The organism is Ihubacter massiliensis (assembly GCF_024125305.1).
Classification (GTDB): domain Bacteria; phylum Bacillota; class Clostridia; order Peptostreptococcales; family Anaerovoracaceae; genus Hominibacterium; species Hominibacterium faecale.
The window spans coordinates 237060-263165 of sequence record NZ_JAMXVH010000001.1 but is presented as its reverse complement, the minus strand read 5'-3'; the positions used below and the strand labels follow the sequence as shown (position 1 = coordinate 263165).

The 26106-nt window shown below is 46.9% G+C and carries 25 protein-coding genes and 1 CRISPR repeat array; of the genes, 5 read left to right on the top strand and 20 right to left on the bottom strand.

The features are described from left to right. Positions 1 to 84: 84 nt before the first annotated feature. The 4 genes from NIA71_RS01135 to NIA71_RS01120 form a co-directional block, all read right to left on the bottom strand. Complete coding sequence (locus NIA71_RS01135) at positions 85 to 975, bottom strand: sensor histidine kinase (protein ID WP_253019405.1); 891 nt, start codon at positions 973 to 975, stop codon at positions 85 to 87. Between the two features lie 11 nt (positions 976 to 986). Beyond that, complete coding sequence (locus NIA71_RS01130; RefSeq protein WP_148396596.1) at positions 987 to 1808, bottom strand: ABC transporter permease subunit; 822 nt, start codon at positions 1806 to 1808, stop codon at positions 987 to 989. Beyond that, entirely contained in the window at positions 1801 to 2715 is a 915-nt protein-coding gene (locus tag NIA71_RS01125; protein WP_148396597.1) for an ABC transporter ATP-binding protein, read from the bottom strand. The genes NIA71_RS01130 and NIA71_RS01125 overlap by 8 nt, the downstream gene beginning before the upstream one ends. 90 nt (positions 2716 to 2805) lie before the next feature. Continuing rightward, entirely contained in the window at positions 2806 to 3471 is a 666-nt protein-coding gene (locus NIA71_RS01120; protein ID WP_253019404.1) for a response regulator transcription factor, read from the bottom strand. 199 nt (positions 3472 to 3670) lie between these two features. Here NIA71_RS01120 and NIA71_RS01115 point away from each other — a divergent pair, with 199 nt between their 5' ends. Continuing rightward, positions 3671 to 4549, top strand: coding sequence for an AraC family transcriptional regulator (locus NIA71_RS01115; RefSeq protein ID WP_253019403.1), 879 nt, complete (start codon positions 3671 to 3673; stop codon positions 4547 to 4549). Here NIA71_RS01115 and NIA71_RS01110 read toward each other — a convergent pair. Continuing rightward, positions 4546 to 4710 (bottom strand): hypothetical protein, encoded by a 165-nt coding sequence (locus NIA71_RS01110; protein ID WP_227754922.1) that lies wholly within the window; start codon positions 4708 to 4710, stop codon positions 4546 to 4548. The two genes, NIA71_RS01115 and NIA71_RS01110, sit on opposite strands and share 4 nt — an antisense overlap. Positions 4711 to 4778: 68 nt before the next feature. Then, on the bottom strand, positions 4779 to 5516 hold the full coding sequence (locus tag NIA71_RS01105; protein ID WP_253019402.1) for a hypothetical protein: 738 nt from the start codon (positions 5514 to 5516) through the stop codon (positions 4779 to 4781). Positions 5517 to 5754: 238 nt separating this feature from the next. Between NIA71_RS01105 and NIA71_RS01100 the strand changes: the two genes are divergently transcribed. Beyond that, entirely contained in the window at positions 5755 to 6984 is a 1230-nt protein-coding gene (locus tag NIA71_RS01100; RefSeq protein ID WP_253019401.1) for a MalY/PatB family protein, read from the top strand. 495 nt (positions 6985 to 7479) lie between these two features. Continuing rightward, positions 7480 to 8264: a CRISPR direct-repeat array (repeat unit 34 nt; unit sequence ATTTCAATCCACGCACCCCATACAGGGATGCGAC). Positions 8265 to 8632: 368 nt separating this feature from the next. Here the strand turns inward: NIA71_RS01100 and NIA71_RS01095 are convergent. The 6 genes from NIA71_RS01095 to NIA71_RS01070 form a co-directional block, all read right to left on the bottom strand. Beyond that, positions 8633 to 8893, bottom strand: coding sequence for a hypothetical protein (locus NIA71_RS01095; RefSeq protein WP_148396602.1), 261 nt, complete (start codon positions 8891 to 8893; stop codon positions 8633 to 8635). Beyond that, positions 8877 to 10136, bottom strand: a complete 1260-nt coding sequence (locus NIA71_RS01090) for a DNA polymerase Y family protein (protein ID WP_253019400.1) — start codon at positions 10134 to 10136, stop codon at positions 8877 to 8879. Before NIA71_RS01090 ends, NIA71_RS01095 begins: the two co-directional genes overlap by 17 nt. A gap of 568 nt (positions 10137 to 10704) precedes the next feature. Further along, the gene (locus NIA71_RS01085) at positions 10705 to 11703 is read right to left on the bottom strand and encodes a zinc ribbon domain-containing protein (RefSeq protein ID WP_227754918.1); all 999 of its coding nucleotides are present in this window, start codon (positions 11701 to 11703) and stop codon (positions 10705 to 10707) included. 249 nt (positions 11704 to 11952) lie between these two features. Next, positions 11953 to 13599 carry a SulP family inorganic anion transporter gene (locus NIA71_RS01080; protein ID WP_227754917.1) on the bottom strand — a complete coding sequence of 549 codons (1647 nt, stop codon included), beginning with the start codon at positions 13597 to 13599 and terminating at the stop codon, positions 11953 to 11955. Between the two features lie 517 nt (positions 13600 to 14116). After that, a complete protein-coding gene (locus NIA71_RS01075; protein WP_148396605.1) occupies positions 14117 to 14563 on the bottom strand; it encodes a C-GCAxxG-C-C family protein in 447 nt (148 codons plus the stop codon). 110 nt (positions 14564 to 14673) lie between these two features. Beyond that, positions 14674 to 15282, bottom strand: coding sequence for a lactate utilization protein (locus NIA71_RS01070; RefSeq protein ID WP_227754916.1), 609 nt, complete (start codon positions 15280 to 15282; stop codon positions 14674 to 14676). Between the two features lie 109 nt (positions 15283 to 15391). Between NIA71_RS01070 and NIA71_RS01065 the strand changes: the two genes are divergently transcribed. Continuing rightward, positions 15392 to 15763, top strand: a complete 372-nt coding sequence (locus NIA71_RS01065) for a winged helix-turn-helix transcriptional regulator (protein ID WP_148396607.1) — start codon at positions 15392 to 15394, stop codon at positions 15761 to 15763. Between the two features lie 443 nt (positions 15764 to 16206). Here the strand turns inward: NIA71_RS01065 and NIA71_RS01060 are convergent, their stop codons facing one another. The 5 genes from NIA71_RS01060 to NIA71_RS01040 form a co-directional block, all read right to left on the bottom strand. After that, the gene (locus NIA71_RS01060) at positions 16207 to 16701 is read right to left on the bottom strand and encodes a hypothetical protein (protein WP_148396608.1); all 495 of its coding nucleotides are present in this window, start codon (positions 16699 to 16701) and stop codon (positions 16207 to 16209) included. 84 nt (positions 16702 to 16785) lie between these two features. Beyond that, positions 16786 to 17283: a hypothetical protein gene (locus tag NIA71_RS01055; protein WP_148396609.1), complete on the bottom strand. Its 498-nt coding sequence runs from the start codon at positions 17281 to 17283 to the stop codon at positions 16786 to 16788. Then, on the bottom strand, positions 17277 to 18869 hold the full coding sequence (locus NIA71_RS01050; RefSeq protein ID WP_148396610.1) for a sodium/proline symporter: 1593 nt from the start codon (positions 18867 to 18869) through the stop codon (positions 17277 to 17279). Before NIA71_RS01050 ends, NIA71_RS01055 begins: the two co-directional genes overlap by 7 nt. Continuing rightward, positions 18866 to 19036, bottom strand: a complete 171-nt coding sequence (locus tag NIA71_RS01045) for a hypothetical protein (RefSeq protein WP_227754914.1) — start codon at positions 19034 to 19036, stop codon at positions 18866 to 18868. The genes NIA71_RS01050 and NIA71_RS01045 overlap by 4 nt, the downstream gene beginning before the upstream one ends. 138 nt (positions 19037 to 19174) lie before the next feature. Next, entirely contained in the window at positions 19175 to 20644 is a 1470-nt protein-coding gene (locus NIA71_RS01040; protein WP_227754913.1) for a sodium:solute symporter family protein, read from the bottom strand. Positions 20645 to 20768: 124 nt separating this feature from the next. Here NIA71_RS01040 and NIA71_RS01035 point away from each other — a divergent pair, with 124 nt between their 5' ends. Both NIA71_RS01035 and NIA71_RS01030 read left to right on the top strand, forming a co-directional pair. After that, a complete protein-coding gene (locus NIA71_RS01035; RefSeq protein WP_148396612.1) occupies positions 20769 to 22508 on the top strand; it encodes a sensor histidine kinase in 1740 nt (579 codons plus the stop codon). Next, positions 22480 to 23190, top strand: a complete 711-nt coding sequence (locus NIA71_RS01030; RefSeq protein ID WP_148396613.1) for a response regulator transcription factor — start codon at positions 22480 to 22482, stop codon at positions 23188 to 23190. Before NIA71_RS01035 ends, NIA71_RS01030 begins: the two co-directional genes overlap by 29 nt. Here the strand turns inward: NIA71_RS01030 and NIA71_RS01025 are convergent. The 3 genes from NIA71_RS01025 to NIA71_RS01015 form a co-directional block, all read right to left on the bottom strand. Next, entirely contained in the window at positions 23187 to 23441 is a 255-nt protein-coding gene (locus NIA71_RS01025; protein ID WP_148396614.1) for a hypothetical protein, read from the bottom strand. The genes NIA71_RS01030 and NIA71_RS01025 overlap by 4 nt on opposite strands. A 10-nt stretch (positions 23442 to 23451) precedes the next feature. Further along, on the bottom strand, positions 23452 to 24864 hold the full coding sequence (gene mgtE, locus NIA71_RS01020; RefSeq protein ID WP_148396615.1) for a magnesium transporter: 1413 nt from the start codon (positions 24862 to 24864) through the stop codon (positions 23452 to 23454). A gap of 164 nt (positions 24865 to 25028) precedes the next feature. Further along, positions 25029 to 26099 (bottom strand): flavodoxin family protein, encoded by a 1071-nt coding sequence (locus NIA71_RS01015; RefSeq protein WP_227754910.1) that lies wholly within the window; start codon positions 26097 to 26099, stop codon positions 25029 to 25031. Positions 26100 to 26106 lie beyond the last annotated feature (7 nt).

Here is a 26106-nt window from a genome sequence, read left to right as displayed (position 1 = left end):
TCACTCCGTTATTCACCCCTGGTGCCCTAAATCGTTCGATGCACCCAGTTTAAGCAGAATGCAAAACTCTATGTTACCTTTTTTCTATTTTGGAAAAAAGATAAAAATACTCAATATATTATCTTGATACACGGCACGAATACTCCCGTTCATTTGTTCTGTAAGCATTTTGGCGATCGCAAGCCCCAAGCCTGTAGATTTATTGGCGGTTTCTACTGTATAAAACCGATCAAACATCTTCCCTACTTGAATTTCGTCCAGAGCTGACGCATGATTGGAAAATACCAGTTCCCCAGTCTCCTGCAAAACAATTTGCAGATCTCCGTTGCTGTATTTAATAGCATTGCTAACGATATTTCCAAAAATGCGAGACAAGGCATTTTTATTAAGAGTCCGTCTCACCTTCTGCTTTGGCATCGAAATCTGTGGACAGATTTGGCAGCCCTTCAATGCAGCATAATAAACACTTACGCTCTCTTCCAGCACATCGTTCAACGCGATTTCTTCGCAGGCCATATCATCAAAAGCAGAGGCTGCGATGGAATAGCGAAAAAGTTCCTCTGTCAATTGCTTCAAAACCTGCGTTCGGTTTTCAATGACATCTAGATAGCGGGCGGCCGCATCCGTTGTTTCTTCCCGTTTCAAAAGCTCCAGATAGCCGCAGATGGCTGTAAGGGGTGTTCTCAGATCGTGGGAAATATTTGTGATCGCTTCCTTCAGCTCCAAGTCGCCCTGCTGAAAACGAAGCCTGTCTTTTCGCAGCTGGCGAAGCTGGTCATTCATACTGTCCGCCAGCTGGCGCAAAGCCTTATCCCTGCTGGATAGATCGATGAGCGTGTTGGTTTCCGTCATGAGCCTGTCTGCGAACGCTTCTCTAATTTCCTTTGCCGATTTGCGCAGCAAATAGATTTTAATGACCAGACATAGGATGATCAATGCAAGCAGCCCGATCAGGGCCCATAACCAAAGTTCCATAATCAGCTCCTCTATTTAATATCCTTTTTCCGAAAAACAAAAATCCCAGCACTTGTCGTTATTATCAAAATAGCCAGTGAGTAAAGCGGCATCCGCCATAGGTGAATAGCAGTTAAACTCATATACTGCAAGGCTTGTCCGGTTGGTATAATATCCAGGATCGTCTCATAAACCGTCCGTTTTGTTCCCGATAAATAGTTTGGATTGGGGACTTCTTCGCTGCTCACCACACTGGAGTCAGCACCCATTTCATACCCTGGATAGCTCGCAGGCTCATCAAGCGCATTGGCGATATAGGTCGCTGCAAAGATAAGCACAAAGATTCCAACCACTGCCGCTACAGCAGCAAATGCCTTGTTTTGAACCAACATGGATATCAGGGTAAAAACAGCTGCCAGTGCGGCAATCATGATCAAACTTCCGGTAAACATCAGCAAAAATGTCTTAATATCTATGGTCAACGAGCCAAACAGCGGAAATCCCAATGCTACGGCCGGGATCAGCCATGCCAGCATCATAAGCAGATTAGCCACGATGCATACGATTAAATTGGACAGATAAATGCTTCCTCTTGGATGACCAACTATCAGTTTGTTGCGTATAGTTCCGTCGCTGTACTCCGTCCCCAGATACAGGCTGCAAAAAATTGCTGAAACAATACTAACAAACATGGTATATCCAAAGAAAAAATTATCAACTGCCACTGAACCGGCTGAATCTTGATAATTTTTAATCAGAATGATTACGCAGAACACAAACAAGAACGCTATTCCCAGCCAAAAAACTTTATCCTTTTTCAAACGCGCCAAATTGGCCGCCATCAATTTATTCATGCTCCCCGCCTCCCATCAAATTCATGTAATAGCTCTCCAAGCTTGCCTCCCGCTGATCGATCGAACGCACTTCACAATGCTCTTCAGCCAAAGCCAAGGTCAGATCCGTAATATGAATCTTATCAAATACATCCGCTTGCTGATCGGAAAGGATCTGATATTTGATATTCATGCGGTCCAGTATCCGCGCCAGCGCTTTTACATCCGTAACTTCTAAACGGGTACATTTCCTGCAGGCGGATTCCAATTCCCCGGCGCTGATTTCCTTCACCATACGTCCGTTGTCAATAAAACCGTAATGCGTCGCCAGACGGGACAGCTCATCCAGTATATGGCTGGATATGAGCACGGTTATCTGCCGCTTGCGGTTCAGCTCAATGATCAATTCCCGCATTTCTATAATTCCCTGCGGATCCAGCCCATTAGCCGGCTCATCCAGAACTAAGAAATCCGGATCACCGGCCAGAGCGATGGCAATCCCCAGTCTTTGACGCATACCAAGGGAAAAGTTTTTGGCCTTCTTTTTTCCAGTTCTATCCAAACCAACCAGCTCCAGCAGTTCCGGAATACCCGCAAAAGACGGCAGACCTAAAATCTGATATTGCTCCTTCAGGTTGTCTTCCGCCGTCATATCCAAATAAATTGACGGCATTTCCACGACAGCCCCCATCCTTCTTCTGGATTTCTTAATGTCTTCGTCATCATTTCCAATCCCATACAGCTGATATGTTCCTGCTGTCGGTTCCTGAAGCCCGCAGATTAATCGAATCAGCGTTGTCTTACCTGCGCCGTTTTTTCCGACAAAACCGTAAATCGCCCCCTTAGGAACGTGCATTGTGCACCCATCCAGCGCCTTAAAATGTCCGTAATGTTTGCTCAATGCGTTGGCGGTCAAAATATAATCCATAAACACAAACCTCCTTTTCTTTAATACGGACATTTTAAACAGGAAAGGTTAAGAAAGCGGTTAAGAAAAAAGTTAAGAAAGCGTAAAGATTTAATCTTCTTTCATTTTAAAGCCGATTCCCCAAACTGCTTCGATATAATCTTTTTTCCCGGCGTCCCGCAGCTTTTTTCTTAAATTGCTCATATGTACCTTTAAAGAGCTTTCCATGCAATCCATGGTGTCTTCACTGATCCGGTCCAGCATGGAGGACTTGGTGATTACCTGGGACGGATTGCTCATCAAAAGCTTTAAGATCGCATATTCGGTCTTAGTCAGCTTGACCGGGCGCTCGCTCACATGCACGGTATGGCTTTGCGTGTTCATCCTGATATCGTCAAAAGTCAAAATCTCCGCAGCCGCTGGTGATTCATTCCATCTAAACTGAACGGCAATTCTCGCCAAAAGTTCTTTTGTGTCAAAGGGTTTGGTTACATAATCCGCGGCTCCCCCAAGCAGCAGCTTGACCTTGTCGTCCACATCCACTTTGGCGCTGACCACAATCACAGGAATACCCTTGATCTTCGTCAGCACTTCATCGCCGCTGATTCCCGGAAGCATCAGGTCGAGAAGGATTAGGTCCGGCTTTTGGGACTCAAGTACGAGCAGCGCTTCCGTACCGGAATACGCCCTGGATATTCCGTACCCTTCCCCTCGCAAAACTTCTTCGAGCATATTTCCAATATTTACATCGTCGTCAATGATCAAAATCTCTTTCATTAAAATTCCCCCCGGATCGTATTTTCCAATATATTTAGTATACCATCAAACGTTACTGCCAACAAAATTTTTATGTAATGGTAAGTATGTTTGTAAAAAATCTGTTAAAATAAGAGTCTCACCTCTCAAAATCGGGCATCAATTGAGAGGAACCCTGGGTAGATTCATGATAAGCTGTTTTTACAGAAAAGGAGATCACATGGACTGGCTGAAACGAATGAACGAAGCACTTGAATATATTGAAAACAATCTGGATGGAAAGATTAATTACGGGCTCTTGGCGCAGAAAGCGTGCTGCTCCTCTTATCACTTCCAGCGGATGTTTTCATACATGGCAGAGGTACCGCTGTCCGAATATATCCGCCGCAGACGGCTGACGAAAGCTGCTTACGATCTGCAGAACACAGAGGATAAGGTCATCGATATCGCCTTCAAGTACAGTTATGATTCGCCGACGTCTTTTACACGGGCTTTTCAAAAGCTGCACGGCATTACGCCGGCCGCTGCCCGCAAGCAGGGCGCCTCGCTGAAAGCCTACCCGCCGATCACTTTTCAAGTATCTATTAAGGGAGCAACTGTTATGAATTACAAAATTGAAGAAAAAGAAGCGTTTCGGATTGTTGGTTTTAAACTTTCCACCACTTTAAAGGACGATGCCTGCTATCGGGAGATTCCTTTGTTCTGGAAGGAGCTCGCGATGAGCGGGAAGATCGGGGCACTGGGGCCCATGATCAACAAGGAGCCCTTTGGAATGCTTGGTCTTAGCGTTTGTCCTGATCCGTTTTCCAATGACAGCAACTTTGATTTCGATTATTATATTGCCGCGCCGACCGATCAGGCTGTCTCAGAAGGGATGGAAGAATTCATCGTGCCTGCGGCTGCTTGGGCAATCTTTGAATGCATAGGCCCCATGCCAGGTGCAATTCAGGAAATGCAAAAGCGCATTGCCACTGAATGGCTTCCAAGTTCCGGATACGAATACGGCAGCGCGCCGGATATCGAGGTCTACTATGATGAAGATGGAACAAAGGCGGACACTCGCAGCGAAGTCTGGATTCCGGTTGTAAAAAAAGACTAATGCACTTGTTTATAGGCATCTCCGGCTGATGATCGATACCCCTCGGCAGCGCTGTGCTTAATGGAAATGATCATGTAAATGCCTTCTGAAAGAGAAACGACGATTAACATCATCAAAAAACATCTGCACAGCAGATGTTTTTTGATCCTGATTCTTTCCATAAACACATACCTGATGCCAGAGGAAGTTATAATCAGATTAGGAATATTTGTATGGATCGGTCAATCGATTATACAAGCTTATAGGAAGCAGTATCAAAGGTTTCATACTCCCCCAACTTGTCCAAAGTACGGTTATAATAGCTTTTCATCCATCGATATTTCATCATGATATTAGATGGATATTCTTTGATTTCCTCCTGTCGGAGAAACCCTTTGATATGTTTCAGACTATTGATCAGCGCCTCGAAATGTTCCGCATCCTGATGGTAAAAAAACTTAAAATAGTCATATAAGTAATCATACGACAGTAAGCCGTCCTCATCTTGATGAAATCGTTTGGGATATAGTTCCTGGTCACAGACACCGCAAGTCTTTAGACAAGCGTTCAAAGTCTCTTCTTTCATAACAATCCTCGGGTATACCGCGCTTTCTTCTAATAAATAAGCTTCTACTAGTGCTGGGCCAAAGACAATATTATTTTCATGAAACAAGGATCCGCAAGTAAGCGCCCCACGAAACAAAATTTTATCCTCCAATAAGATATGACTGATTACCGCCATGGTCCTGATGATTTTTCCAAAGGCTGCTTTTTTACAAGGAACAGATACTACAATGCTATCCGAAAAAGACGTAAATCGCATATCCTTCAAATGCATACTCGGCAAATCGAACTGATTTAGCTGGTTCACGCTCCCTAATATGGTTGCAAAAGCGGAAATGTTGTTTTCATCGTGAACAAATTCCTTAAAACCTAAAATATCGATAAAGCATACGATTGACTTTTTATATTTCGTCTTTTTTTCCAAAAACAAAAGCACCTCCTCTACATGTAAAACCAATCATTCCTTGGCATATGCTACGTTTAATTGAATCTATTATATCGCAATCAGAATCCGTTTCCTAGGGTTACTTTGGCAACATTTACAAAGATATTCAACTGGCAATGCAGCGAGTCTATTGACGAAAAAAGCAAAACCAATTATTCTTATCCTGTGGCATACGTGTAAAATGCAGCACAACGATGAAAACAAGGAGGTTTCAATCATGAAATACGATTTTGATAAGCCAATAGACCGTACGGGCACTCATTCAGTGAAATGCGATGCAATGCCTTCGGGCGTACCGCAGGACGCGTTGTCCCTGTGGGTAGCGGATATGGATCTGCCCTGTGCGCAGCCGATTCTCGATGCCCTTCATCAACGAATTGACCGCAAAATCTTTGGCTATACCCTTTACGAAAACGACGAATTAAAAGATGCTGTTACCGGTTGGTATCAGCGGCATTTCGGCTGGATCATCGATAAAAGCGATCTTTTTTACAGCCCTGGTGTGGTTCCTGCCATCGCTTTTCTTATCAATTGTCTGACTGAAGAGGGAGACGGCATCATTATTCAGCGGCCTGTCTATTATCCATTCACCGACACCATTGAGGCAAACAGCCGCAAAGTTGTCAACAGCCCCCTGCTCCGCAGCGGAAACACGTATGTAATGGATTTCGCTGATCTTGATGAAAAATTTGCTGAGGAAAAGAACAAAGGTATGATCCTATGCAGCCCCCATAATCCTGTGGGCCGCGTTTGGACCGAGGATGAGCTTTGCAAGGTTGTGGAAATCGCTAAGAAATATGACAAGTGGATTATTTCCGACGAAATTCATTCCGACCTCACCAGAAGCAATATTGTCCACACGCCTCTTCTAAAACTGGCGCCGGAATACAGCCACCGTATTATTGCCTGCACGGCCCCCAGCAAAACGTTCAATCTGGCCGGAATACAGTTCAGCAATATCATTATTCCCAATAAAGAATACCAGAAAAAGTGGAACCATTTTGTTTCCAACCGTTTTTCTCTTGGATTCTGCAACCCCTTTGGGCTGACAGCCATTCTCGCCGCCTATACCCAGGGTGACGATTGGCTCACCCAGGTCAAAGCATACATTGACAGCAATATTCAGTATATCGAAGCTTTTGTGGCTGAGCATCTTCCAAAAGCCCAAGTGATCAATTGCCAAGCTACTTATCTGGTTTGGATCGACCTTCGTGGCTATTGCTCGGATGCCAAACAGCTGAAAACGTTAATGCAAAAGGAGGCCGGGCTGGCTTTTGATGAAGGATATATCTTTGGCGAAGAAGGCGCAGGCTATGAACGAATTAACGTGGCCGCCCCCAGATGTATCATCGAAGAGTGCATGAATCGCATGAAGAACGCCATCGAGCATTACGAAAAGACAGGTCTTCCCGATCCGATCAAGAAAACACTGCCATTGCATAAATAAATCTTTGTTCACATCTCATATAGCCGTTGTAAAAGTATGCGGTCCTCATTGATCTGCCATCGTGCTACGGAATGATGGCAGATATTTTTTCAAATCTACCAATCGGTTTTATTTCATTCGCCCTGCTGTCCTGATCTGACTACCGCGGAGCAGCGGTATATTGCAATTGGTGCTTATTTAATGAATAGAGAAAAACCACACTGTTATGGTGCTATAAACCTTTATATTCCAGTCTGGTATTTATTTAATAAAGCGCTGCTTCATCCACATCCTCGCAGCTACGCACATTTAAATTCCAATCTGGTACTTATTTAATCAAAAGATTTCTCACCAAAACCTTCAGCATTAACAACTTTAAATTCCAATCTGGTATGGAATCAGCAATAACCGATCGAAGGATTGAATGTCTCGGCGACATTACAGCGTCCTCATATAGGATGCAGCAAAAAGGACCGATAAGTGGGTCATTTCGGGGTTTCCTTGTGGAAAAAGGCGATTTCAATCTACGCACTCCATACAGGGATGCGACAAAGCTCACAGCAAGGAAGAAGCAAGAAAGATTGTAATTTCAATCCACGCACCCCATACAGGGATGCGACATGTTTCGATCTATGACCGTCCTAAATCGAGTTGATTTCAATCCACGCACCCCATACAGGGATGCGACGCGGATAAATGGCATATGGGACCGTGCTTTCCCTGATTTCAATCCACGCACCCCATACAGGGATGCGACTCAAAGAAGCATACGATAAACGATTCAGTATAGAATTTCAATCCACGCACCCCATACAGGGATGCGACATAGCGATGATGGAGTAAGCCAGAAGGCGACCGTATTTCAATCCACGCACCCCATACAGGGATGCGACTCCTTTAAAATCTTTGACCGACACGCACGCATTATTTCAATCCACGCACCCCATACAGGGATGCGACTGAATATGCGCACTTGTACAACAAAATGGCAGATATTTCAATCCACGCACCCCATACAGGGATGCGACGTCTGGTCGGCAGGTTGGACAGATACAAATCGTCGATTTCAATCCACGCACCCCATACAGGGATGCGACGTATAGCGTTATTGCCCGCTGGGTAAAGGCTATTATTTCAATCCACGCACCCCATACAGGGATGCGACTTTTCATCGGGCGCTTTGTCTAAGCGCCTAGCAATTTCAATCCACGCACCCCATACAGGGATGCGACGTGCGCTACTATGAGGGCAATCACGACATCCTGCAATTTCAATCCACGCACCCCATACAGGGATGCGACTGCAAACCTATTAAAAAAAATCCCTATTTTTGATCACTAGTTTGCTATTCACCTGCTAGTGTTTGTGCCATACTCTTAATTCGTCCTACGTTTATGACCAAAGCCAGTCTTTTATTGGTGCGAAAGATTCGGAGATTCTATGTGTGCTTACCTTTCGCACCAGAATAAAGAAAAGCCGCTTTCTCCTCCCAATCAGGATCCTCTTCCCTGATTATATCAAGAATACGAGCCATAATCATTATAATTTCAAATTTTATTTTCTCCTTACCATCCTTACTCACTATAATATTTTCATTTTTCTAAAAAGGAGATCAGATTATCCTATTTTTATTCCCGGGACCCGAATGCTTTGACTTTCGCCTTTGCCGTCATATCTTATACAACTGCCACTGACAATTCGTCACTGTATATTTCAACTCATAGCGAGTCTCTTTTCCTCTGATGACACTCTGACAGGCATAGATAATGGTTTCAATTCCCGCTATTTTCGATTTGTGCGCATACAAAATCCGATCCACCTTGACCGTTACCATCTCGCCGTCCTCTTCCATTTTAAATTTATAAGGGATTGGCTTCTGATCCGGCCAGAATACGGCAATCATCCGAATTTTCTTAGCAACGATCTTCATGGCCGTAACCTCCCATCGTCAAATAATTTCCATCATTGATTCCCCCTTGCACCGGATCGATGGCACTCCCTGCGAAGCAGCCCCTGATGATGCTTCGGGTACCAAACCGGGTGCGTATTTTATCCACTGCTTGCTCCAGCTCTTCCTGCCGCATCTGATCCACAGGATCAAAAAAGCTCAGCTGCACCTCCTCTTCATCTATAAAATTGGATACCCTTACCCCGATCTGCCGGATCGGTTCTCCCGTCCAAATTTCGTCCACCAGTTGGGATGCGATCCTGTATATTTCACTCGTTGTATTGATGTATCCCTGCATCTGCACCTGATGTCTGCGGGAAAAAAAGCTGCTGCTCTTTAGGGTGACGCAAACCAGTGAGGCCCGCTTTTTCAGCTGTCTTAAACGCATGCCCACCCTTTCACATAAAGACAACAATTCCTGCAGCAGCTCTTCTCTTTTTTCCGCATCAAACGGAAGCGTGAGGCTATTGCTGATTCCCTTTTGCAAAATATCTTCATTGATGAAAATCGGCTCTGAATCAATGCCATTGGCATAATCGCAAATTAAAGCGCCATGGCTTTTAAGCACGCCTCTGAGCAGATCCCGATCTGCATTGGCCAGTTCTCCAACGGTATAAATATTCATTTTGTGAAGCTTTTTTTCCGTAGCCCGGCCGACCATAAACAACTCCCTTACTGGCAGCGGCCACAGCTTTTGTTTGATTTCATGGGGCCATAGGGTTATGACCTTGTTGGGTTTTTCCAGCTCTCCGGCCATTTTCGCACACAGCTTGTTTTGTCCGATGCCGATGTTTACGGTAAATCCCAATTCTTTTTCAATCCGGCCTTTTATGTGAGAGGCCCACTTTACCGGATTTTCAACGACCTGCGCAGAGCCCGTGCAGTCCATAAAACATTCATCGATGCTATATCTTTGCACCAATGGCGTATACTGGCGGAGAATTCGATACAGGGCATCGCTGCACAACAAATAGAGATCGTAGTCCGCCGGGAAGATAGAAACATTTGGGCATTTCCCCTTTGCTTCCATCAAACTTTCGCCGGTCCGTATGCCGCAGGCTTTTGCTTTCTGGGATTTTGCCAAAATGATACCATGCCTGTTTTCAGGATCACCTGCTATTACTGCGGGAATCGTTCTAATATCCGTCTTATAACCTTGTTCCAGCATCGCTGCCGCAGTCCAGCTTAAATAAGCGCTGTTGGCATCCACATGAAAGACAACCACTTTTTTCACCTCCTCCATCTGTCTTCATTGTACCGAACATATGTTCTTTTTTCAACTGGTAACTATTTGTATTTTTTGAAAACAGTTTTCGGCCTGCGATGCATCTGTGCAGAGCCAGGCACCAGTACCTCTTGCCGGGCTGGGCATCCGGCATCCAATGATCATGGACCTGACTGCTGCGTGACCTGGTATCCGAAAAATTTCTAAAAGTTTTCGTAATTTTTACGCAAAGTTATGGGATTGCGGGGCTTCATGTTGAGAAAAATGGCGCTTGCCTTCCGGCGAACAAGTTTGAGAGGTCCCAATCGTTGAAAACTGCGTAAATTCCGTATATTTTTTTCAATTTTTTCGCAAAACACTTTACTCCCCTTTTTCGTAAAAACCTTATTCCCCTCAAACCGACATCTTCTCCCGCTGCCCCCAAATAGCAAAAGAGCCCCTTATCACCATATAAGAGACTCTTTTCTTATTACGTAGGAAATATCGCCGGCAATATTCCTGCATATCAACAAAGTCTACTTCTTTTAAGAATCGCGAAGCCTGCTTTGTTCCTTCATATTTTTATCTTCTAAAACAACCGCTCCAAAAGGCTGCCCTTTTCTTCTTCACTGACGGTAACCCGGACGGCTGTATCCGGCGTATAGGTACCGTCCTGCACCTGGCCGCTGCCGATATAGATGAGTTTTCCGTTTTCCAAAGTCCCCATGCAGCCTCCGCCCTCACTGTCGGTGAGCGAAATTCCAAGGGTGTTTGCCAGATCATCCCGGGTCATTTCTGGCTCCATGTTGTAAAACAGGGTATTGAGCGTACCCGACATCTCCATGCAGACTGCATCGGAAGTGGAATAGTCGTCCGGCCTGTCCAAAAGACCCGCCGGAAAGACGGCCTGCAAAGACACCGATTCCACATTCACATATGCCACACCCCAATCTCCGGACCCCAGAGAACCAAACTCAGGCGTTCCCAACGAACCATAGGCATCCGCGATGGCTTTTCCTGTCATCCCCACCAGGTCCACGTATTTTTCCCAGGTATCTTTCTTATGTTCCGTTCCTACCGTCTTTTCATATTGATATTTTTTACCGTCTTTGGTCCATTCCAGCTTGAAAAGATGCTTGCCGTCGTACAGCTCCGCCGCATTGACAGCGCCGTCCTTTATCTCGTAGTTTGCCGTATCAATATATACGGCGTAATTTGTCAGTTCTTGAACAGACCCGTCTTCATAAGTAGCATGCAGGGGATCCAGCACCAATCTGCCGTCTTCAATCTCATAATCATCCTTGAGGTCTACTTCACGAGCCGACTTTATTGCGGTCGCCGGTTTATCTTTTCCATCGCCGGTGTTGCTGCTGCCCATAAAGAAAACAGCGGCCCAAACAGCGGCTCCACATAGAATGAGGCCGATCAGCACTGACAGCAAAATCCGCTTCCTGTATGTGTACAAAAAACGAACGATTCGGCGTTTCCGCTCTGAAACGGGCTCGTCCACCTTATCAGCAGGGGCTCCGCATCGCTTGCAAAAATTAACCCCTTCCTTCATCTCGCTTCCGCATTGGTTGCAATACATCGATTTCCTCCGGTTATCTCGCTCCTCGTATGAAAGTCTGCAATCTGCCATGGCTTTCACATATCCACGAAAACTATTATACCACAACTTCCAGGCTGCGTCGCAGTAAGTTTTAAGGGATTTTACCGTGGCGCGCCATAGTCTTTTCGTAAATATTTGATCGGTATCTTTGAAACGATTATAACCAAATAAACCGAATTTCATCATATTTCTACCTGAGGCCCGGTCTTTTGCCGCAACCCGGAGAACCTATGCTTCCACTTCCTTCTGCGCACGGACAATGGCATGCTCCGCACTGTCAAATACATGCTCCGCACCGATTCTGTCGATCAGCCCGCCTCGTCTCAGTCCCTCCAGGACCTTAGGCTGGGCGCTGGACAGCATAACGGTGACCCCTTCCTCGGCCAGCTCCTGTTCCAATTCCAGCAGCGCCTGTATCCCTGATAAATCAATGGCCGGAACGCCTCGCATGGATAAAATCAGAACTTCTGTATTACCCAGCTCCGTAAGCTGTTTTTTCAATTTATCCGTAACCGCGAAAAAAATCGTTCCCGTCAGATAGGCCATGCGGATGGTCTTGGATACTTTGGGAATGTGAATGCCGATTTCCTCCAGCCGATCGTTTTCTATGTCCGCGATTGTAATGTCGATGTCCGTCAGCTTTACCACGATCATAAAGGCGGAAAACGCTACGCCGATGATAATCGCCTGGGTTAAATCCAGCACAACAGTAGCCGCCATTGTGATGAAAAACTTCAGCATTCCGGTCTTAAATTTGTGGCTGAAAATAAAACGAATGTTTTCCCAGTCATTCATCCTCCATGCCGTAACGATCAAAATTCCCGCCAATGCGGACAGCGGCACTTCCGACATGACCGGTGAGAGGATGAACATGGAAAGAAGAAGGATCACCGCATGGAAAACACCGGTCAATCTGGTTTCGCACCCGGCTTTGATGGCTACGCTGGTCCTGGCGATGGCCGCAGTCGCCGGTACTCCGCCGAAAAGCGGAATCAAAATATTTCCCACACCCTGTGCGACCAGCTCCCGGTCGCCGTTGATCGTCTCCTTTTTCATCTTTCCGGCCGAAGCGCCGCAGAGCAAAGATTCGATCATTGCCAAAGCCGCGATGGAAAGAGCCGGTACAAAAAAATCCCAAAATTGTGCAAAGTCCAGGCCGGCCAGTGTCAAACGTTCATCTAAAAACAAAGTCTTTGGAATTTCTCCCACCACAGCCACGTTCAGTCCTGCAAAATGGTTGAAAAGCAAGACCAGGATCAAAGCCGCCAAAGAGGACGGCACTTTGCTGTTCCATTTGGCCGGCCACACAATCATGATCAGAATCACCGCCAAGCCGATGCCCATAGCTGCGAAATTAGGGGAAAATCCAGAGGTGAAGTAAGAAAGAACTTTCATAATCGCCAGATCCCCCTTGGATGTGACGCCGAAGAAATTGTCCAGCTGTCCCAATGCGATGATGATTGCAATCCCGGATGTAAATCCGGTAATCACAGAGGACGGAATATAGTAGATGATTCTACCCAGCTTGAGCACGCCGGCAGCAATGAGGATAATTCCAGCAAAAAAACAGGAGATCAAAATCCCCTGCATGCCGTATTTGGCTGCCAGGGTTACCAATATGGCGGTCATGGCTCCGGTAGGTCCGGAAATTTGAAAGGATGCTCCGGAAAGCAGGCTGATGGCCACACCGCTGATGATCGCCGTCACCAGGCCGGCTGCTGCTGTTGCTCCCGAACTGACTCCAAAGGCCAGTGCCAGGGGCAGCGCAACGGCCGCAACAGTAATTCCGGCCATCAAATCCCGGCCCAGCCGCTTCCCGTTATACCCTGTAAATTCCGTTTTCAAATCCTGCACATAATCCTTTATCAAATGCATCGCTTCTTCCCTTCTTTACCATATAAAACAAACTTGATTAAACAAACGGCACAATAAGCAGGTGGTTAAGCCGCCCATATTTGCCATAAACTGTTTTTTACTCATTTGTTATTGTACCATACTTATTTTTTACTATCTTGCTTTTTTTCGATGCGCGGACCGGCCGCCCCGAGAAGCTCCTGCCTCTCCTCCAACCACCTCTGCGGCGTATTGACTCAAATCGGGAAAATTCTATTGAAAGATTTTATTTTTTACGCAATCTTGTGGGTTTGCAGGGCCTGATATTGAAAAGAAGCAGACTTTGCTGCTTCTGGCTGATTTTAAGAGGGCGCAATCGTTGAAAATTGCGTAAAAACTTAAATCCATTTTGAGTTTTTTCCGAAAAACCTATGGCGTTTAGGATTTGAACGAAACATACGCTGCTGGACGCACTCCAGAAATACAGGGCTGCTGCATGAAAAGCAATTTGCTCCAGCAATCAGCCCTTTTCCGCTTTTCCAAATTAACGCCAGGGCTGCTAATCGATGATATCTTCCAGTATCTCGCACGCTGTACAGGCCAGCTTTGAACAGAGGGTTGCGAATAAGTTTTCTTCCATAACCTTATCCCTTTCCTCGGGAACTGTGAGATCATATCCTAGCAGTTCCTTGCAGAGCAAAGAGCCATGGGCTTCCTTAAAAGCCGCTTCAAACTCATTCTTTTTTTCCAACAGCAGGTTCTTCGCTTTCGTATCGCCCGGCTCGCAGTGCCCGTATCGAAGTCCCAAGGCCATCAGTGCGCCCGTGACACATCCGCACCGCTCCCCATTCCACATACCGCCACCGAAAGCTGCCGCGATTTTCAGGGCCGTAGTTTCATCCAACCCCAGTTGGGGAGCTGTTTCTGCTAAAACAACTTGGGAACAATCAATCCCGTTCATGTAACTTTCCAGTGCCTTTTCTTCCGTCAGGTTCGTTTCGATCATAGCCGTGCCTCCTTTGTTTTTTCAATTATCTGTTATTATCTCACAGGTTGAAGAGGTTTTTCAAGATGAACCTTTCTACAGCAGCCGGAAAGCCGGGGACATTGGGGCTTTTAGAAACCAAGTTCTTCACCGATCAAAACGATTTCCACATCTTCAATGTCGTTCATCTTTTTCATGTAAATTGTCAGTGCGTTGCAGATTCGGTCGGGGCTGGAACAATCGTAACAACGGTCGCCTCTGACCGCACATGGAGTTCTCAGGTTATAGCGCATCGCATTCTTGGGCGCTGCGATGTTACGGGCCCGCCACACAGCTTTTTCCAAAGTCGACTCGATCTTATTGGTGCTGATGATGAAATAAATCTTTTTATGTCCGAATAAGGATCCGGCGATCCGGTTGCCGGTACCGTCGATATTGACCAGTTCGCCTGTTTCAGACATGGCATTGACGGAGGTCAGATAGATATCGGTCGTCAGACATTTTTGTGCGATTTCCAAAAATGCATCATTATCTTTGCTTTGGTTGGGATCGTAGACCGTATTATGAGCAGACAGCTTTTGATAAAGCTCCATCTTGCTCATGGTAGCAGAATCACCAAAGCCAATGATTCGGCCGTCCAGACTGACATCCAGATAATCGGCCGCTTCTTTGCCGGAAGCAAAATAACGCACAGAATAACCATTCTTAATCAGTGCCTCCATTACCGTTTCAATTTTCATATAGCTGCTCCTTTCAAATTGCATTTCCCGTTTTCTTATATTATAATCGTAAGAAACAAATATACAAGTACGCACATTTTTGTACCTTAGATTTTAGAAAGGCGTTTTCATGCAAACCACCTATTCGGGAAAAGAAATCCCCCAGCTGGCCGGCGAAAAATGTTCAGTTATCTATGCTTTAGAAGTGATCGGCGGAAAATGGAAACTACCGATTATATGGAAGCTTTCAAAAAAAGAATCGCTGCGTTACAACGAGTTAAAGCGGGAGCTGGAGGGCATCACCAATGTCATGCTGACCCGCTCCCTCCAGTCCTTGGAAGAGCACCGGCTGGTGATCCGAAAAGAGCTCCAACATATACCGCCTCATGTGGAATATGCCCTGACCGACCATGGCAGAGCGCTGATTCCCGCTCTGGAAGTGATCAAAGATTGGGGGCAGGCTGAAATGGAACGGGTTCAGTCCCTGACTGACGATAGATAGTATCCTGTCCGGCGGGGGCAAAGATGGGCGTTTTGAAGGGAATGGGCGGGTTTGTGTAAAAACTAAAAAAATATATGGAATTTACGCATTTTTCAATGATCGAGCCTTCACAAATTTGCTTTGCAGCAGTCAGCTGCTCCTTTCCTCCAGATGAGGTCCCGCAAACCCACTGCTTTGCGAAAAAACATTAAATTCTTTCGAAAATTTTCCGCAGTCCGCTGCCCTTGCATTCCAGCAAAAGCCGGCGGGTTTCCTGGAGGGCCGAAAACAGGAATATCGGTATCTAAACAAAACGGCATCATTTCTGATACGTTTTTTGAAAACCAATGAAAAAAATATCAGGATCCAATGGTTTAAGGATTAATCCTGATATTTTGTTCTGTGCGGAGTTCCCAGCATGTGTATAAAAGGTCCTCCGGCCCCGACGGGTCCGCTTTCCCTTCTCAGGCTCTGGCCCTTTTTTTCTTGCGGTTTTTCTTATTCATGCCGATTCTGTCAGCTTTGACTTCCTCTGCGCTTCTCGCATACAAGTCTTTGGCCGATTTGCCGGAAGATGGCGGCGGAACATCGAGGCGCTTTTTCCGCAGCGCGTCGTAAAGCACGGTCTTGGCGTGCAGAGACACAGAACGGGAAAAGTTTACCCGGTTATACATCGCCTGCAAACTATCCGGTCCCATCATCCGCTTGACATCGAACGTGATGTTCATAATCTTTGCCGCATTGATGACCGTCTCGTCGGACAACTGGGCATCCAGTTTTTTCAACGACCGTTTGAGCACATTGATGGTGATGACCAGATATATGATGACAAAGGCCATGATAAAAGGCGCTGCCGCCATCATATTGGCCTTCACCACAAGCCCGAAGCCTTCATTGGGCAGCAAGAAATACAAAGCGATAATCGTTGCAAACAATAAGATAAATTTATTGCGGCTCATAATGTTCCTCCTTTAAGCTTGGGGACTGCCCCACCGAGCAGATCGCCGATGCGGCAGCCCCTGCTTTACCAGCAGCTTTTCAGCTTAATGATCCAAAATGGAGATGCCTCCGTCGATTGCGTCCACCATGATATAATAATCGTTCTCCTCATCATCCAGACAATGAAGAATGTAAAACTGTTTGTGAAAGTACTCCTTTTCCATGATGGAGAATTCCGGCGGAGTCAGCAGTTTGGCCTTGCTCAGCTGCTGCTTCAGCACAAAATCGTGGCCGATCCGCTGCCAATCCTTCTCTGTGATCTGTTCATCCAAAGTCAGTTCCTCCTGGATCATGACCTTCTCAAATTCCGGAGTGCCTTTTCCTTCGGCCGCAGAACCGGAAATAAGATCAATGATGCAGTCGCACAGCTTATTCAGCTTTGACCAGGATCTCCTGCCGACGTTGATCTGATACCGGAGAAACACGTAAGGATAATAAACCTCCCGCACATCTACGATATTGGCGTCGCCGTCGCAGTTCCAGAGAATGGTCTTGGCATCCTCGGCCGTGTATCCATTTTTAACAATTTGACTGTTTAACATGTGGCACTAAGTTCCTTTGCATAAGTTCCCTGAAAAACAAACTGTGAAATTGCCTTGCTCTCTGTTGAAAGGTGTTTGGATGTGGCCACCTGCACCTTCTTCGATACATTGGCCTTCTTTCCTTTGGCCCGTTCCATCAGATCGCGCATCTCCTTGCTGGTGGGCTTTCCGAACTGGCTGCCGATGATCATCGCAATCCAGGAAAGGATAACGCCGGCAAAGAACTGGTGGAAACCAGTGACAGCTTCCAATCCCCCGTAGGACCAGATCTGTACCGTAGCCCCGCCCACAATCATCGAAGCGACCGAACCGGTGGCATTGGCCTTCTTCCACCAAACCGCACACACATAGCTGGGAAGGAAGGCGCAGCCCATAAAGCTGAAGGTGTCTACAACCAGATCGAACACACCTGGCGGTTCAAGAATCGCAATCGTGATTCCAACCACGCCGGTAATGATGATCGCTGCTTTGGATACGAATACCACGCTTCGATCGCTGGCATCCGGCCGCAGCCATCTCTTGTAAAAGTCGACGGAAACGATGGTTCCGATCAGCAGCAGCAGCGCCGCCACCGTGCTCATAATCGCCGACATGATAGCGGTCAGAACAATGGCTGATACAACGCCCGGGAACATCAGGTTAGCCAATGTAGGAATGACCATTTCCGGATCATTGAACCCCGGCGCAACTTCCTTGGTCAAAAGAACTACTCCGCACAGGCCCAGGATATACGGCGTAAAGCAGAACAGCTGTGTCCAGATGGTCGCGTATACCACTGTGGTCTTGGCCGTTTTCGGATTGGCCATGGCCATATGCTTGTTAACGCAGTGGGGCAGGCCCATATAGCCGATCAGATAAACCAGCACCGCGCCTGCGATTACGCCCCAGGCGCCTTCATACTCGCCTCCTCTGCCCCATATGCTCAGGAAGGTAGGATCGATGGCTGCCAGAGACTGGTTGAGCCCGGTGAAGCCTCCCACCTTGATCAGGGAAAGAATCAAAATCGTAATCAGCGAACCGATCATGATGAAGCCCTGGATCACATCTGTCCACGCTACTGCAAAATATCCGCCTACAAATGTATAAAAAAGAATAACTGCGCAGCCTACGATCAGGCCCACGGACAGCGGGAATCCGAATAAGCTCACCAGCGTTTTTCCCGTTGCCAGGAACTGGGCCAGCACATAGCATCCCAGGCCGAATACGGCGATAATACAGGCGATGACTTTAACTGGTATGGATTCGTACCGCTTTTCCAGATATTCGATGGGCGAAATGGAATCCAACAGCTGGGACAATCTTCTCATTCTTCTTCCCAGCACCGATATATTGATCAACCCGCCGCCGGCATCGCCTACGGCGTAGAAAACAGCGAAATAGCCCAGCAGATAAGCCTTTGACGGGCCTCCCATGAACATGAACCCGCTCATGGCCGTCGTCTGCAGCGTCAGTGCGGTTACCAGAGGCCCCATCGACCTGCCGCCCAGCATATAGTCCTCAGAACTCTTGGCGCGGCGGTTCCAGAAAAGCCCCATGCCGATCATACCAATGAAGTAAATGGCCAGCACAACGATTTCCACTCTCATTTAGCCGCACCTCCCCTTCCTTTGACACTTTTTTCAAATTCTGAATCATCGATCTGTTCATCCTGCTTTTTCATGATTCCGTATGCAACAAAGGCCAGAATAATGAAAATGAAGGGCCAGCTCAGCGTTGCGAAAAACGTCGACGCAGGCATTCCTATGATGGTCATAAAACACTCCTCCTCTCAGTAAAAATTGCACATGTAGAAATAATTACAAGGTAATTGTAATAATATTCAAACAATTTGTCGAGGTAAAGCAGTCGCATTTTAATGAAATTTAAGATGGCTTTTAAGTAGATTTAAACTTTATTTAAGGTGGGTAAAAAAAGAATCCCGATAGGCTTGTATTTTCTCCGACGTCGTCTTATCGCCCCGGCAGAGCAGACTGATTGTGATAAACACCAGTCCGTTGACCACCAGCCCCAAGACTGCACAATAGCTGGTTTCAAAGCTGGTCAGCGCCGCAGTGAGGAAAAAAGCCAGGATCCCGCTCCAAAGGCCGAAGAGAGCCCCTCTGGCCGCAGAGCGTTTCCAAAAAAGAGCGCCTAAGACGGGAACAATCAGCTGCATGGATCCGCCCAGTGCAACCACGCCCAGGGAAAAAACACTTTGGGGGATAACCAGAATCAAGATGTAGGCGGCTATGGAGATCAAAAGGACGGACCATTTGGCTACCGAAAGGAGGTTGCGCTCCGTTACCTTGGGGTTGACATATTTTTTATGGATATCAATGGTATAGATGGCAGCCAGCCCATGGATTTGGGAATTGGCCGTGGATAAAATCGCCGCGGCAATACCAATAAAAACGAATGCGCACAATAGGGGCGGCGCATAACGGAGCATCAGGCTGGCGATCAGGGTATCGCCTCCAGCGCTGTTCTCGTTGAGCAGAATACTGGCGCTTCCCGCGAAAAGAGTGCCGATGCAGATAATCGACGATGCGCACAGAAGCAGCGGAAGCAGCTCAAAATGTTTTACCGATCCGGCGGAAAAATTGCGAATCCACATCTGTGGGCCCATGAACGCGCCCACAGGCACCACCAGAAACAAGGTCAGCCAGAGGCCGATCCTGGCAGGTCCTTCCTCCCCGCCCAGAGTCACATGGCTCACGTCGTGGGCTACCACTGCCAAAAACATCTCCTCCATCCCTCCGGCTGTCCGCATTAAAAAGACCCCACAGCCAAGGATGGTAATGATGATCAGCGCCCCGTAAAACATGTCGGTCAATGCCACGGCCCGCAGACCTCCCGCCCAAAGATAAATGACGAGAATGGCGAAAAAGATCAGTCCGCTCACCTGCCAGGATATATAACCCTCGGTGGCGATCTGAATCAGAAAGAGGCCGCCTACCATCTGCACCTGAACATAGATCATGGTAAAGACGATTGTAATACCGGTCACAGTCAAGCTCAGCGCTCTGGAGCCGTAGATATCGTCGAAGAAATCCGCAGGTGTCACATATCCGCGGCATTTTCCGTAAAACCAAATTCGCCTCCCCAAGCCATAAAACAGTACCGCAAAAAGAGCGTCCCAGCCAATGGTAGTCATATAGATGGGGCCCTGTTCATAAAAATAGGAAATTGCCCCCATAAAAGCAAAGGCGCTCATCCAGGTAGCAAACACAGTCGCGTACATAGGAAATATATTCAGACCTCGTCCCTGAAGAAAAAAATCCGCGATTGTCGGCAGTGATCGGTTCCTTGCGATTTCTGCTAAAAGCAGGGGAATAAAGGCAAAGATGCAGATCATCAGCATCACCATTGAATTGGCAGCCATGAGGCAAAACTCCTCCTTGGATAAAATTTCCTTTATTCTATCATAAAGATGGATTATAATAAAGATAGATCTTCGATTTGCAGATGTGCATTTTGAGCGTAAAAAGCGGGATTGGGGGAGTTTGATGTATTTCAGCATACTTTTAGCCTTTGCCCTGGTAACCTTGGCGATTTCCTTTACATACTTTTATATGTTTTCCCGCAGACAGGAACGCTTTATGAAATTCTGGGGGTTTTCCTGGGTTGCCTATTCATTCAGCCTGCTGTTCCTGATCATTTTTATCAACACAGGCAGCGATTTTCTGCTGGAAATACGCAAAGTGGTCGATATGTTCAATATCCTCCTCCTGCTCTTTGGCGTATTTGCATTTATGCATGTAGCCATACCCACTTACTGGTACCGCTTTTCCCTCTATATGATCCTGCTGGCAGGCATTTGTATGATATACCGGCTTGATCTTTTGTCCTATTACCTGCCGATCAGCCTTTTTCAAATTGCCACAGCTATGGTCATCTGTTACAACGTAGCCCGCTATTGGAGTGTAGCCAGCGTCGAAAAATATGTTGCAACCGTCGTCTTTTTTATGTGGGGTGTGGCAAAGGCGCTGCTTTCCATTATGGAATTGTATTACACACCCATCTTCAACCTCTATATGACGGAAATCATGCTATCTAATATTCTCAATTTCTGTATATTGACCATCTACGTTCAGTACACTCGGCAAGAAGCCGGCCTGACCGAACATCTCTATCAAACTGTGGTTGAAAACGCTTCCGACGCCATCTTTTACTATCGTTTAACACCCTATCACGCCTTTGCCTATGTAACGCCTTCGGTGGAAGCGATCACCGGCTACAGCCCGAAAATGTTCTATGAAGCGCCCCGGCTTTACGTACATCTGGTGAAAGAAAAGTATTTGGATGGAATTGAAGATATTTTTAATGGAAAGATCCAGCACGATGAAGGCCAGGTAGTAGAAATCATTAAAAAAAACGGCGAAAGCTTCTGGGGAGAAATCAAAGCCACGGTGATTACCGGTACAAGCAAAAAACCAGCAGCCGTAGAAGGGATCCTGCGGGACATCACGGTTATGAAATCCGCCCAGCTTGAGCAGATTCAGGCCAAGCATTCCCGCGATCTGCTGCTCTCCTATATCTCCCACGAACTGCGAACGCCGGTTACTTCCATCGCCGGCTATCTGACCGCACTGGAGGACGGGGTGATTCATGAAGAGGGTGAAGTAAAGGAAGCTATGGAAATCATCACTTCCAAGACTCTGATTTTAAAAAAGCTGATCGATGATCTGGACCAGCTCTCCAAGTTGGAAACCCACCAGTTTTCCTTTGAATTCATGACCTGTACCGTTAAAGAGTTGGTGGACCATCTTCTCTCAGAATATTTTTTACAGCTGCGGACATCCGGACTTTCCGCTTCCATCAAATATAGCCGCAGAGAATTGGACGGGCACTGGCTCGTTGCTGATGAAGCCAGAATCAGTCAGGTATTTTCCAACCTGTTGAGCAACGCCATCAAATACTCAGATCAGGATTCCACTCTGTCCATCGTTTTCAAGATCGATGAAACCGAAGATGTTTTTGTAACATCAGTGACCAACACCGGCAGAGGCATCTCCCGCAAGGACCTGCCTTATGTGTTCGACCGCTTTTATCGGGCAGCTCCGGCAGCTCCGGAAGAGAAAAGTCCCGGACGGGGATTGGGGCTGACCATCTCGAAAGAAATCATCAAGTCCCACGGAGGCATGATCTTTGCAGAAAGCATAGAAGGAAAAAGCACCACATTTACGTTTACGATTCCATTATACAAGGAGGATTCAAATGGCACGGGAAAAAATATTAGTAGTTGATGATGAAAAGCCGATCAACAAATTGGTCTGCTCCTACTTGGCAAAAGAACAGTTTTCTGCTTTTTCCGCATATAACGGCAGGCAGGCGCTGGATATTCTGAGACAAGAAAATCCGGATCTGATCATTCTCGATATCATGCTCCCGGACACAGACGGCACGGATTTGTGCCTGGAGCTCCGCAAGATCAGCAATGCTCCCATCATCTTCCTCAGCTGCAAAACCCAGGAAATCGATAAGATTATTGCCCTTTCCGCAGGCGGTGACGATTATATGACAAAACCGTTCATGCCCGGTGAGCTGGTTGCCAGGGTCAAGGCCCACCTGCGCAGGCAGAACACCCTCACTGCCCAGACGCTCCAGACTCAGGACAGCAGTCTCTATGAGTTTGAAGGGTTGACCGTGGATCTGGATGCCCATGAACTCTTTGTGGACGGCCAGCCGGTCAGCGTTACTACCAAGGAATTTGAAATACTAAAGCTGTTAATCGAAAACCCGCGGAAGGTCTTTTCCGCACAGCAAATTTTTGAAACGATCTGGAAGACCAACTGTATGGAAAATGACGCCAGGACGGTCATGGTCTACATCAGCACCCTTAGAAAAAAATTGGAAGCAAGGCCGGACAGCCCCAAATACATCATCAGTGTGCGGGGAGTCGGTTATAAATTCAATCAGTCCCTTTAGCGGTTCTTTTTAAAAAACGCCTGTCTGCCCCATCTGGTGCGCCAGGCAAAGAAAAATACGCAAACCAGATAGGCCCAGCAGCAGATTGCATAACCATAAAGAAAAGGCATACCCAGAATAAAAGGGTATACCCGATTTTTTACAAATAGAATCCCCGGAAATTCGATGGCGCAAAATCCAAGAAGTAAAAGTACCCATATGAGAATCGCTTTTTTTCTGCAATTCTTTTTTTCCAGGCAAATCTTCTTCATAGATATCCTGTCACAGAACCAGAGCGGTCGCCATCAGCATATAAGTAACCACCGATACCATATCGGTCAGGGATGAAATCATTGGCGTTGCCATCAGCGCAGGGTCGATGCCGATCTTTTTCGCCACCATCGGCAGCACGCTGCCGATAATTTTCGCAGCAATGACGATGAGCAGCATGGATCCGCAAACCGTAGCCGCGATCATCGGCCCGTAGCCCCATCCTGCCGGCCCCGGTCCGGCTCCAGCTCCGCCCGGATCCAGCCAGCAGATGCGGATAAAATTGAGCGAGGACAAAACGATTCCAATGATTACGCTCACTCGGAATTCCTTCCAGATTACCCGTCCGATATCGGAAAAATCAATGTCATCCAACGCCAGGCTTCGAATGATCAAAGTCGCCGACTGAGAACCCGAATTGCCTCCCGTTCCCATCAGCATGGGCATATAAGCCACCAGACAGATCACCTGCGACAGAGTCGCTTCAAAGCTGGCGATAATACCTCCAGTTATAATATAGGAACACATCAAGATAAACAGCCAGGGCAAGCGGTTGCGCACATGACGCAGCACGCTCATGTCCAGATACTCCGTATCCGAATCATCCATGACGCCGGCCATACGTTCGATATCTTCCGTGGTTTCTTCCTCGATTACATCGAGAATATCGTCTACGGTAATGATTCCCACCAGCCGATGTTCTTTATCCACCACCGGTATGGCTAGAAACCCGTATTTTTTAAAGGCTTCCGAAACCTCTTCCTGGTCGTCGTATACGTTTACATAGACATAATCAGTCCCCATCAGCTCGGAAATCTTCACGTCATCATCATTAATCACCAGTGAACGCAGGGATACGATTCCCTCCAGTTTGCGTCCTTTTTCTTTAACATAACAAGTGTAGACCGTCTCGCTGTCCATTCCTTCTTTTTTGATATAAGCCAGCGCTTCACCGACGGTCATATTATCCTGCAGGCTGATATAATCCGGCGTCATCAGGCTGCCGGCGCTGTTCTCCGGATAGTTGAGAAAGGTGTTGATCAACTTTCGTTCTTCTTTCGGCGTTTTTTCCAGAATTTTATCCACCAGATTGGCCGGAAGTTCTTCCAGAACGTCGATCTTATCATCAAAGTCCAATTCTTTTATAATGTAGCTGATTTCCTTGTCCGTAATCCCGTGAATGATCTCCACCTGGTCTTCGGAAGGCAGATAAGAAAACACCTCGACAGCGACATCCTTGGGAAGCATTCGAAAAACGATGATCGTCGATTCCACATCCAGCTTTTCCAGGACTTCCTCCAGAATCTCCCCAATATCCACTTCATTGTTCTTTAAAAGTTCATCTCTGGCCCTGAAATATTGTTTGTTTTCAATATATTCCAGAATTTCTTCTATGACCTGGTCAAAGTCTTTTTCACTGTCCATAGGCGTTCCTCCTTTCTTCACGAAATAGCGGCTTCATTTTACCACAAGATGCGAGCTGTGTCGAGCATCTTTCAGCCCCGCTGCATATCGGAATTTTTGGTCCCTGCCAGGTTTCAATCATAGAGAATATCAGTATTTAATAAACCCAGGAGACTACCCCGAACTCACTCTGTCCCTTTCAGGTTTTTCAAAATGTTTTCAGCAAAGGCTTGCGCCCGCTTTTCAATGCCATCGGACTTGAGAATGGATCTGGGATCGTTGGCCGTTTCCAGCAGCGCGAAGTGACCCGGCAGGCGGAACGTCTTATTCATATTGAGGGCGCTGATCATCTGCTGAGCAACGATGTCGCCGCCGCTGTAGCCGGAAACGACGATCCCGAACAAGCTTTTGTCGTAAAACTTGTGGGTCATCACCAGAGCGGTCAGACGGTTGATAAACGCGGCAATATTGGCGCCCACCGCATCATTGTAATTGGGGCAGACCAGAACCAGCGCGTCCGATTCCAGGATCGCCGGATAAACCTCTTCCACAATGGGCCCTCCGTAAAAACATTTTTCCTCTTCAGCAAAATGCTTGCAGGTTTCATAAGGGCAGCCCTGGCAATCGAGAACCTTTCCGTTGCGCAGAGAAATCTCCTGAATATCGCAGCAGCCCAGATGCTCTTTGACCAGTTCCCACAGACTCAAGCTGTTAGAAGTTTTTCGATCGCTGGCATGAAGCATCAAAATCTTAGGCCGCTCCTTCTTTTTTTCCGCGTATTCAAGGATGTTAAATACCAGCTGCCGACCGGCCACGATATAGGCCCCCAGATTATCCATATGCAGATTTTGGGCGCGTATATTGAAATTTTTAAGAGATCGGGTTCCCTCTACAAGAGGCCGGCCCGGAAAGGTGCAGCCTGACCGGTTGGCGCTGAACACAAATTCTCGGGAGATGGATTTTGTGAATAATTCACTGTTGCCGTCTATGATCACGCCCCCTACGCTGCCTTCAAAGCAATCCCGACGCAGACGAATCTGCTTGAGCATGTTATAGTATTCCAAATTGATTCCTGACTCACCCAGAGAAATGGAAAACAAGATCTTTTTATTCCGCAGATCCGCCTTCTCGAATTCCTCCATCGTTACAATCTCATCATAGCTGTATCCCTTCAAGCTGGCATCCAAAATAGATTGAAGCCTTTGCGCCTTCCTGGTCTCACTGCACAGCGGGTTGACTAGTACAAACTGTCCCACAAAAAAT

Coding starts and splice junctions, on each gene's coding strand:
- NIA71_RS01135 (WP_253019405.1), bottom strand. CDS start 975: ATGGAACTTTGGTTATGGGCCCTGATCGGGCTGCTTGCATTGATCATC.
- NIA71_RS01130 (WP_148396596.1), bottom strand. CDS start 1,808: ATGAATAAATTGATGGCGGCCAATTTGGCGCGTTTGAAAAAGGATAAA.
- NIA71_RS01125 (WP_148396597.1), bottom strand. CDS start 2,715: ATGGATTATATTTTGACCGCCAACGCATTGAGCAAACATTACGGACAT.
- NIA71_RS01120 (WP_253019404.1), bottom strand. CDS start 3,471: ATGAAAGAGATTTTGATCATTGACGACGATGTAAATATTGGAAATATG.
- NIA71_RS01115 (WP_253019403.1), top strand. CDS start 3,671: ATGGACTGGCTGAAACGAATGAACGAAGCACTTGAATATATTGAAAAC.
- NIA71_RS01110 (WP_227754922.1), bottom strand. CDS start 4,710: ATGGAAAGAATCAGGATCAAAAAACATCTGCTGTGCAGATGTTTTTTG.
- NIA71_RS01100 (WP_253019401.1), top strand. CDS start 5,755: ATGAAATACGATTTTGATAAGCCAATAGACCGTACGGGCACTCATTCA.
- NIA71_RS01095 (WP_148396602.1), bottom strand. CDS start 8,893: ATGAAGATCGTTGCTAAGAAAATTCGGATGATTGCCGTATTCTGGCCG.
- NIA71_RS01085 (WP_227754918.1), bottom strand. CDS start 11,703: ATGTATTGCAACCAATGCGGAAGCGAGATGAAGGAAGGGGTTAATTTT.
- NIA71_RS01080 (WP_227754917.1), bottom strand. CDS start 13,599: ATGCATTTGATAAAGGATTATGTGCAGGATTTGAAAACGGAATTTACA.
- NIA71_RS01075 (WP_148396605.1), bottom strand. CDS start 14,563: ATGATCGAAACGAACCTGACGGAAGAAAAGGCACTGGAAAGTTACATG.
- NIA71_RS01070 (WP_227754916.1), bottom strand. CDS start 15,282: ATGAAAATTGAAACGGTAATGGAGGCACTGATTAAGAATGGTTATTCT.
- NIA71_RS01065 (WP_148396607.1), top strand. CDS start 15,392: ATGCAAACCACCTATTCGGGAAAAGAAATCCCCCAGCTGGCCGGCGAA.
- NIA71_RS01060 (WP_148396608.1), bottom strand. CDS start 16,701: ATGAGCCGCAATAAATTTATCTTATTGTTTGCAACGATTATCGCTTTG.
- NIA71_RS01055 (WP_148396609.1), bottom strand. CDS start 17,283: ATGTTAAACAGTCAAATTGTTAAAAATGGATACACGGCCGAGGATGCC.
- NIA71_RS01050 (WP_148396610.1), bottom strand. CDS start 18,869: ATGAGAGTGGAAATCGTTGTGCTGGCCATTTACTTCATTGGTATGATC.
- NIA71_RS01045 (WP_227754914.1), bottom strand. CDS start 19,036: ATGACCATCATAGGAATGCCTGCGTCGACGTTTTTCGCAACGCTGAGC.
- NIA71_RS01040 (WP_227754913.1), bottom strand. CDS start 20,644: ATGGCTGCCAATTCAATGGTGATGCTGATGATCTGCATCTTTGCCTTT.
- NIA71_RS01035 (WP_148396612.1), top strand. CDS start 20,769: ATGTATTTCAGCATACTTTTAGCCTTTGCCCTGGTAACCTTGGCGATT.
- NIA71_RS01030 (WP_148396613.1), top strand. CDS start 22,480: ATGGCACGGGAAAAAATATTAGTAGTTGATGATGAAAAGCCGATCAAC.
- NIA71_RS01025 (WP_148396614.1), bottom strand. CDS start 23,441: ATGAAGAAGATTTGCCTGGAAAAAAAGAATTGCAGAAAAAAAGCGATT.
- mgtE (WP_148396615.1), bottom strand. CDS start 24,864: ATGGACAGTGAAAAAGACTTTGACCAGGTCATAGAAGAAATTCTGGAA.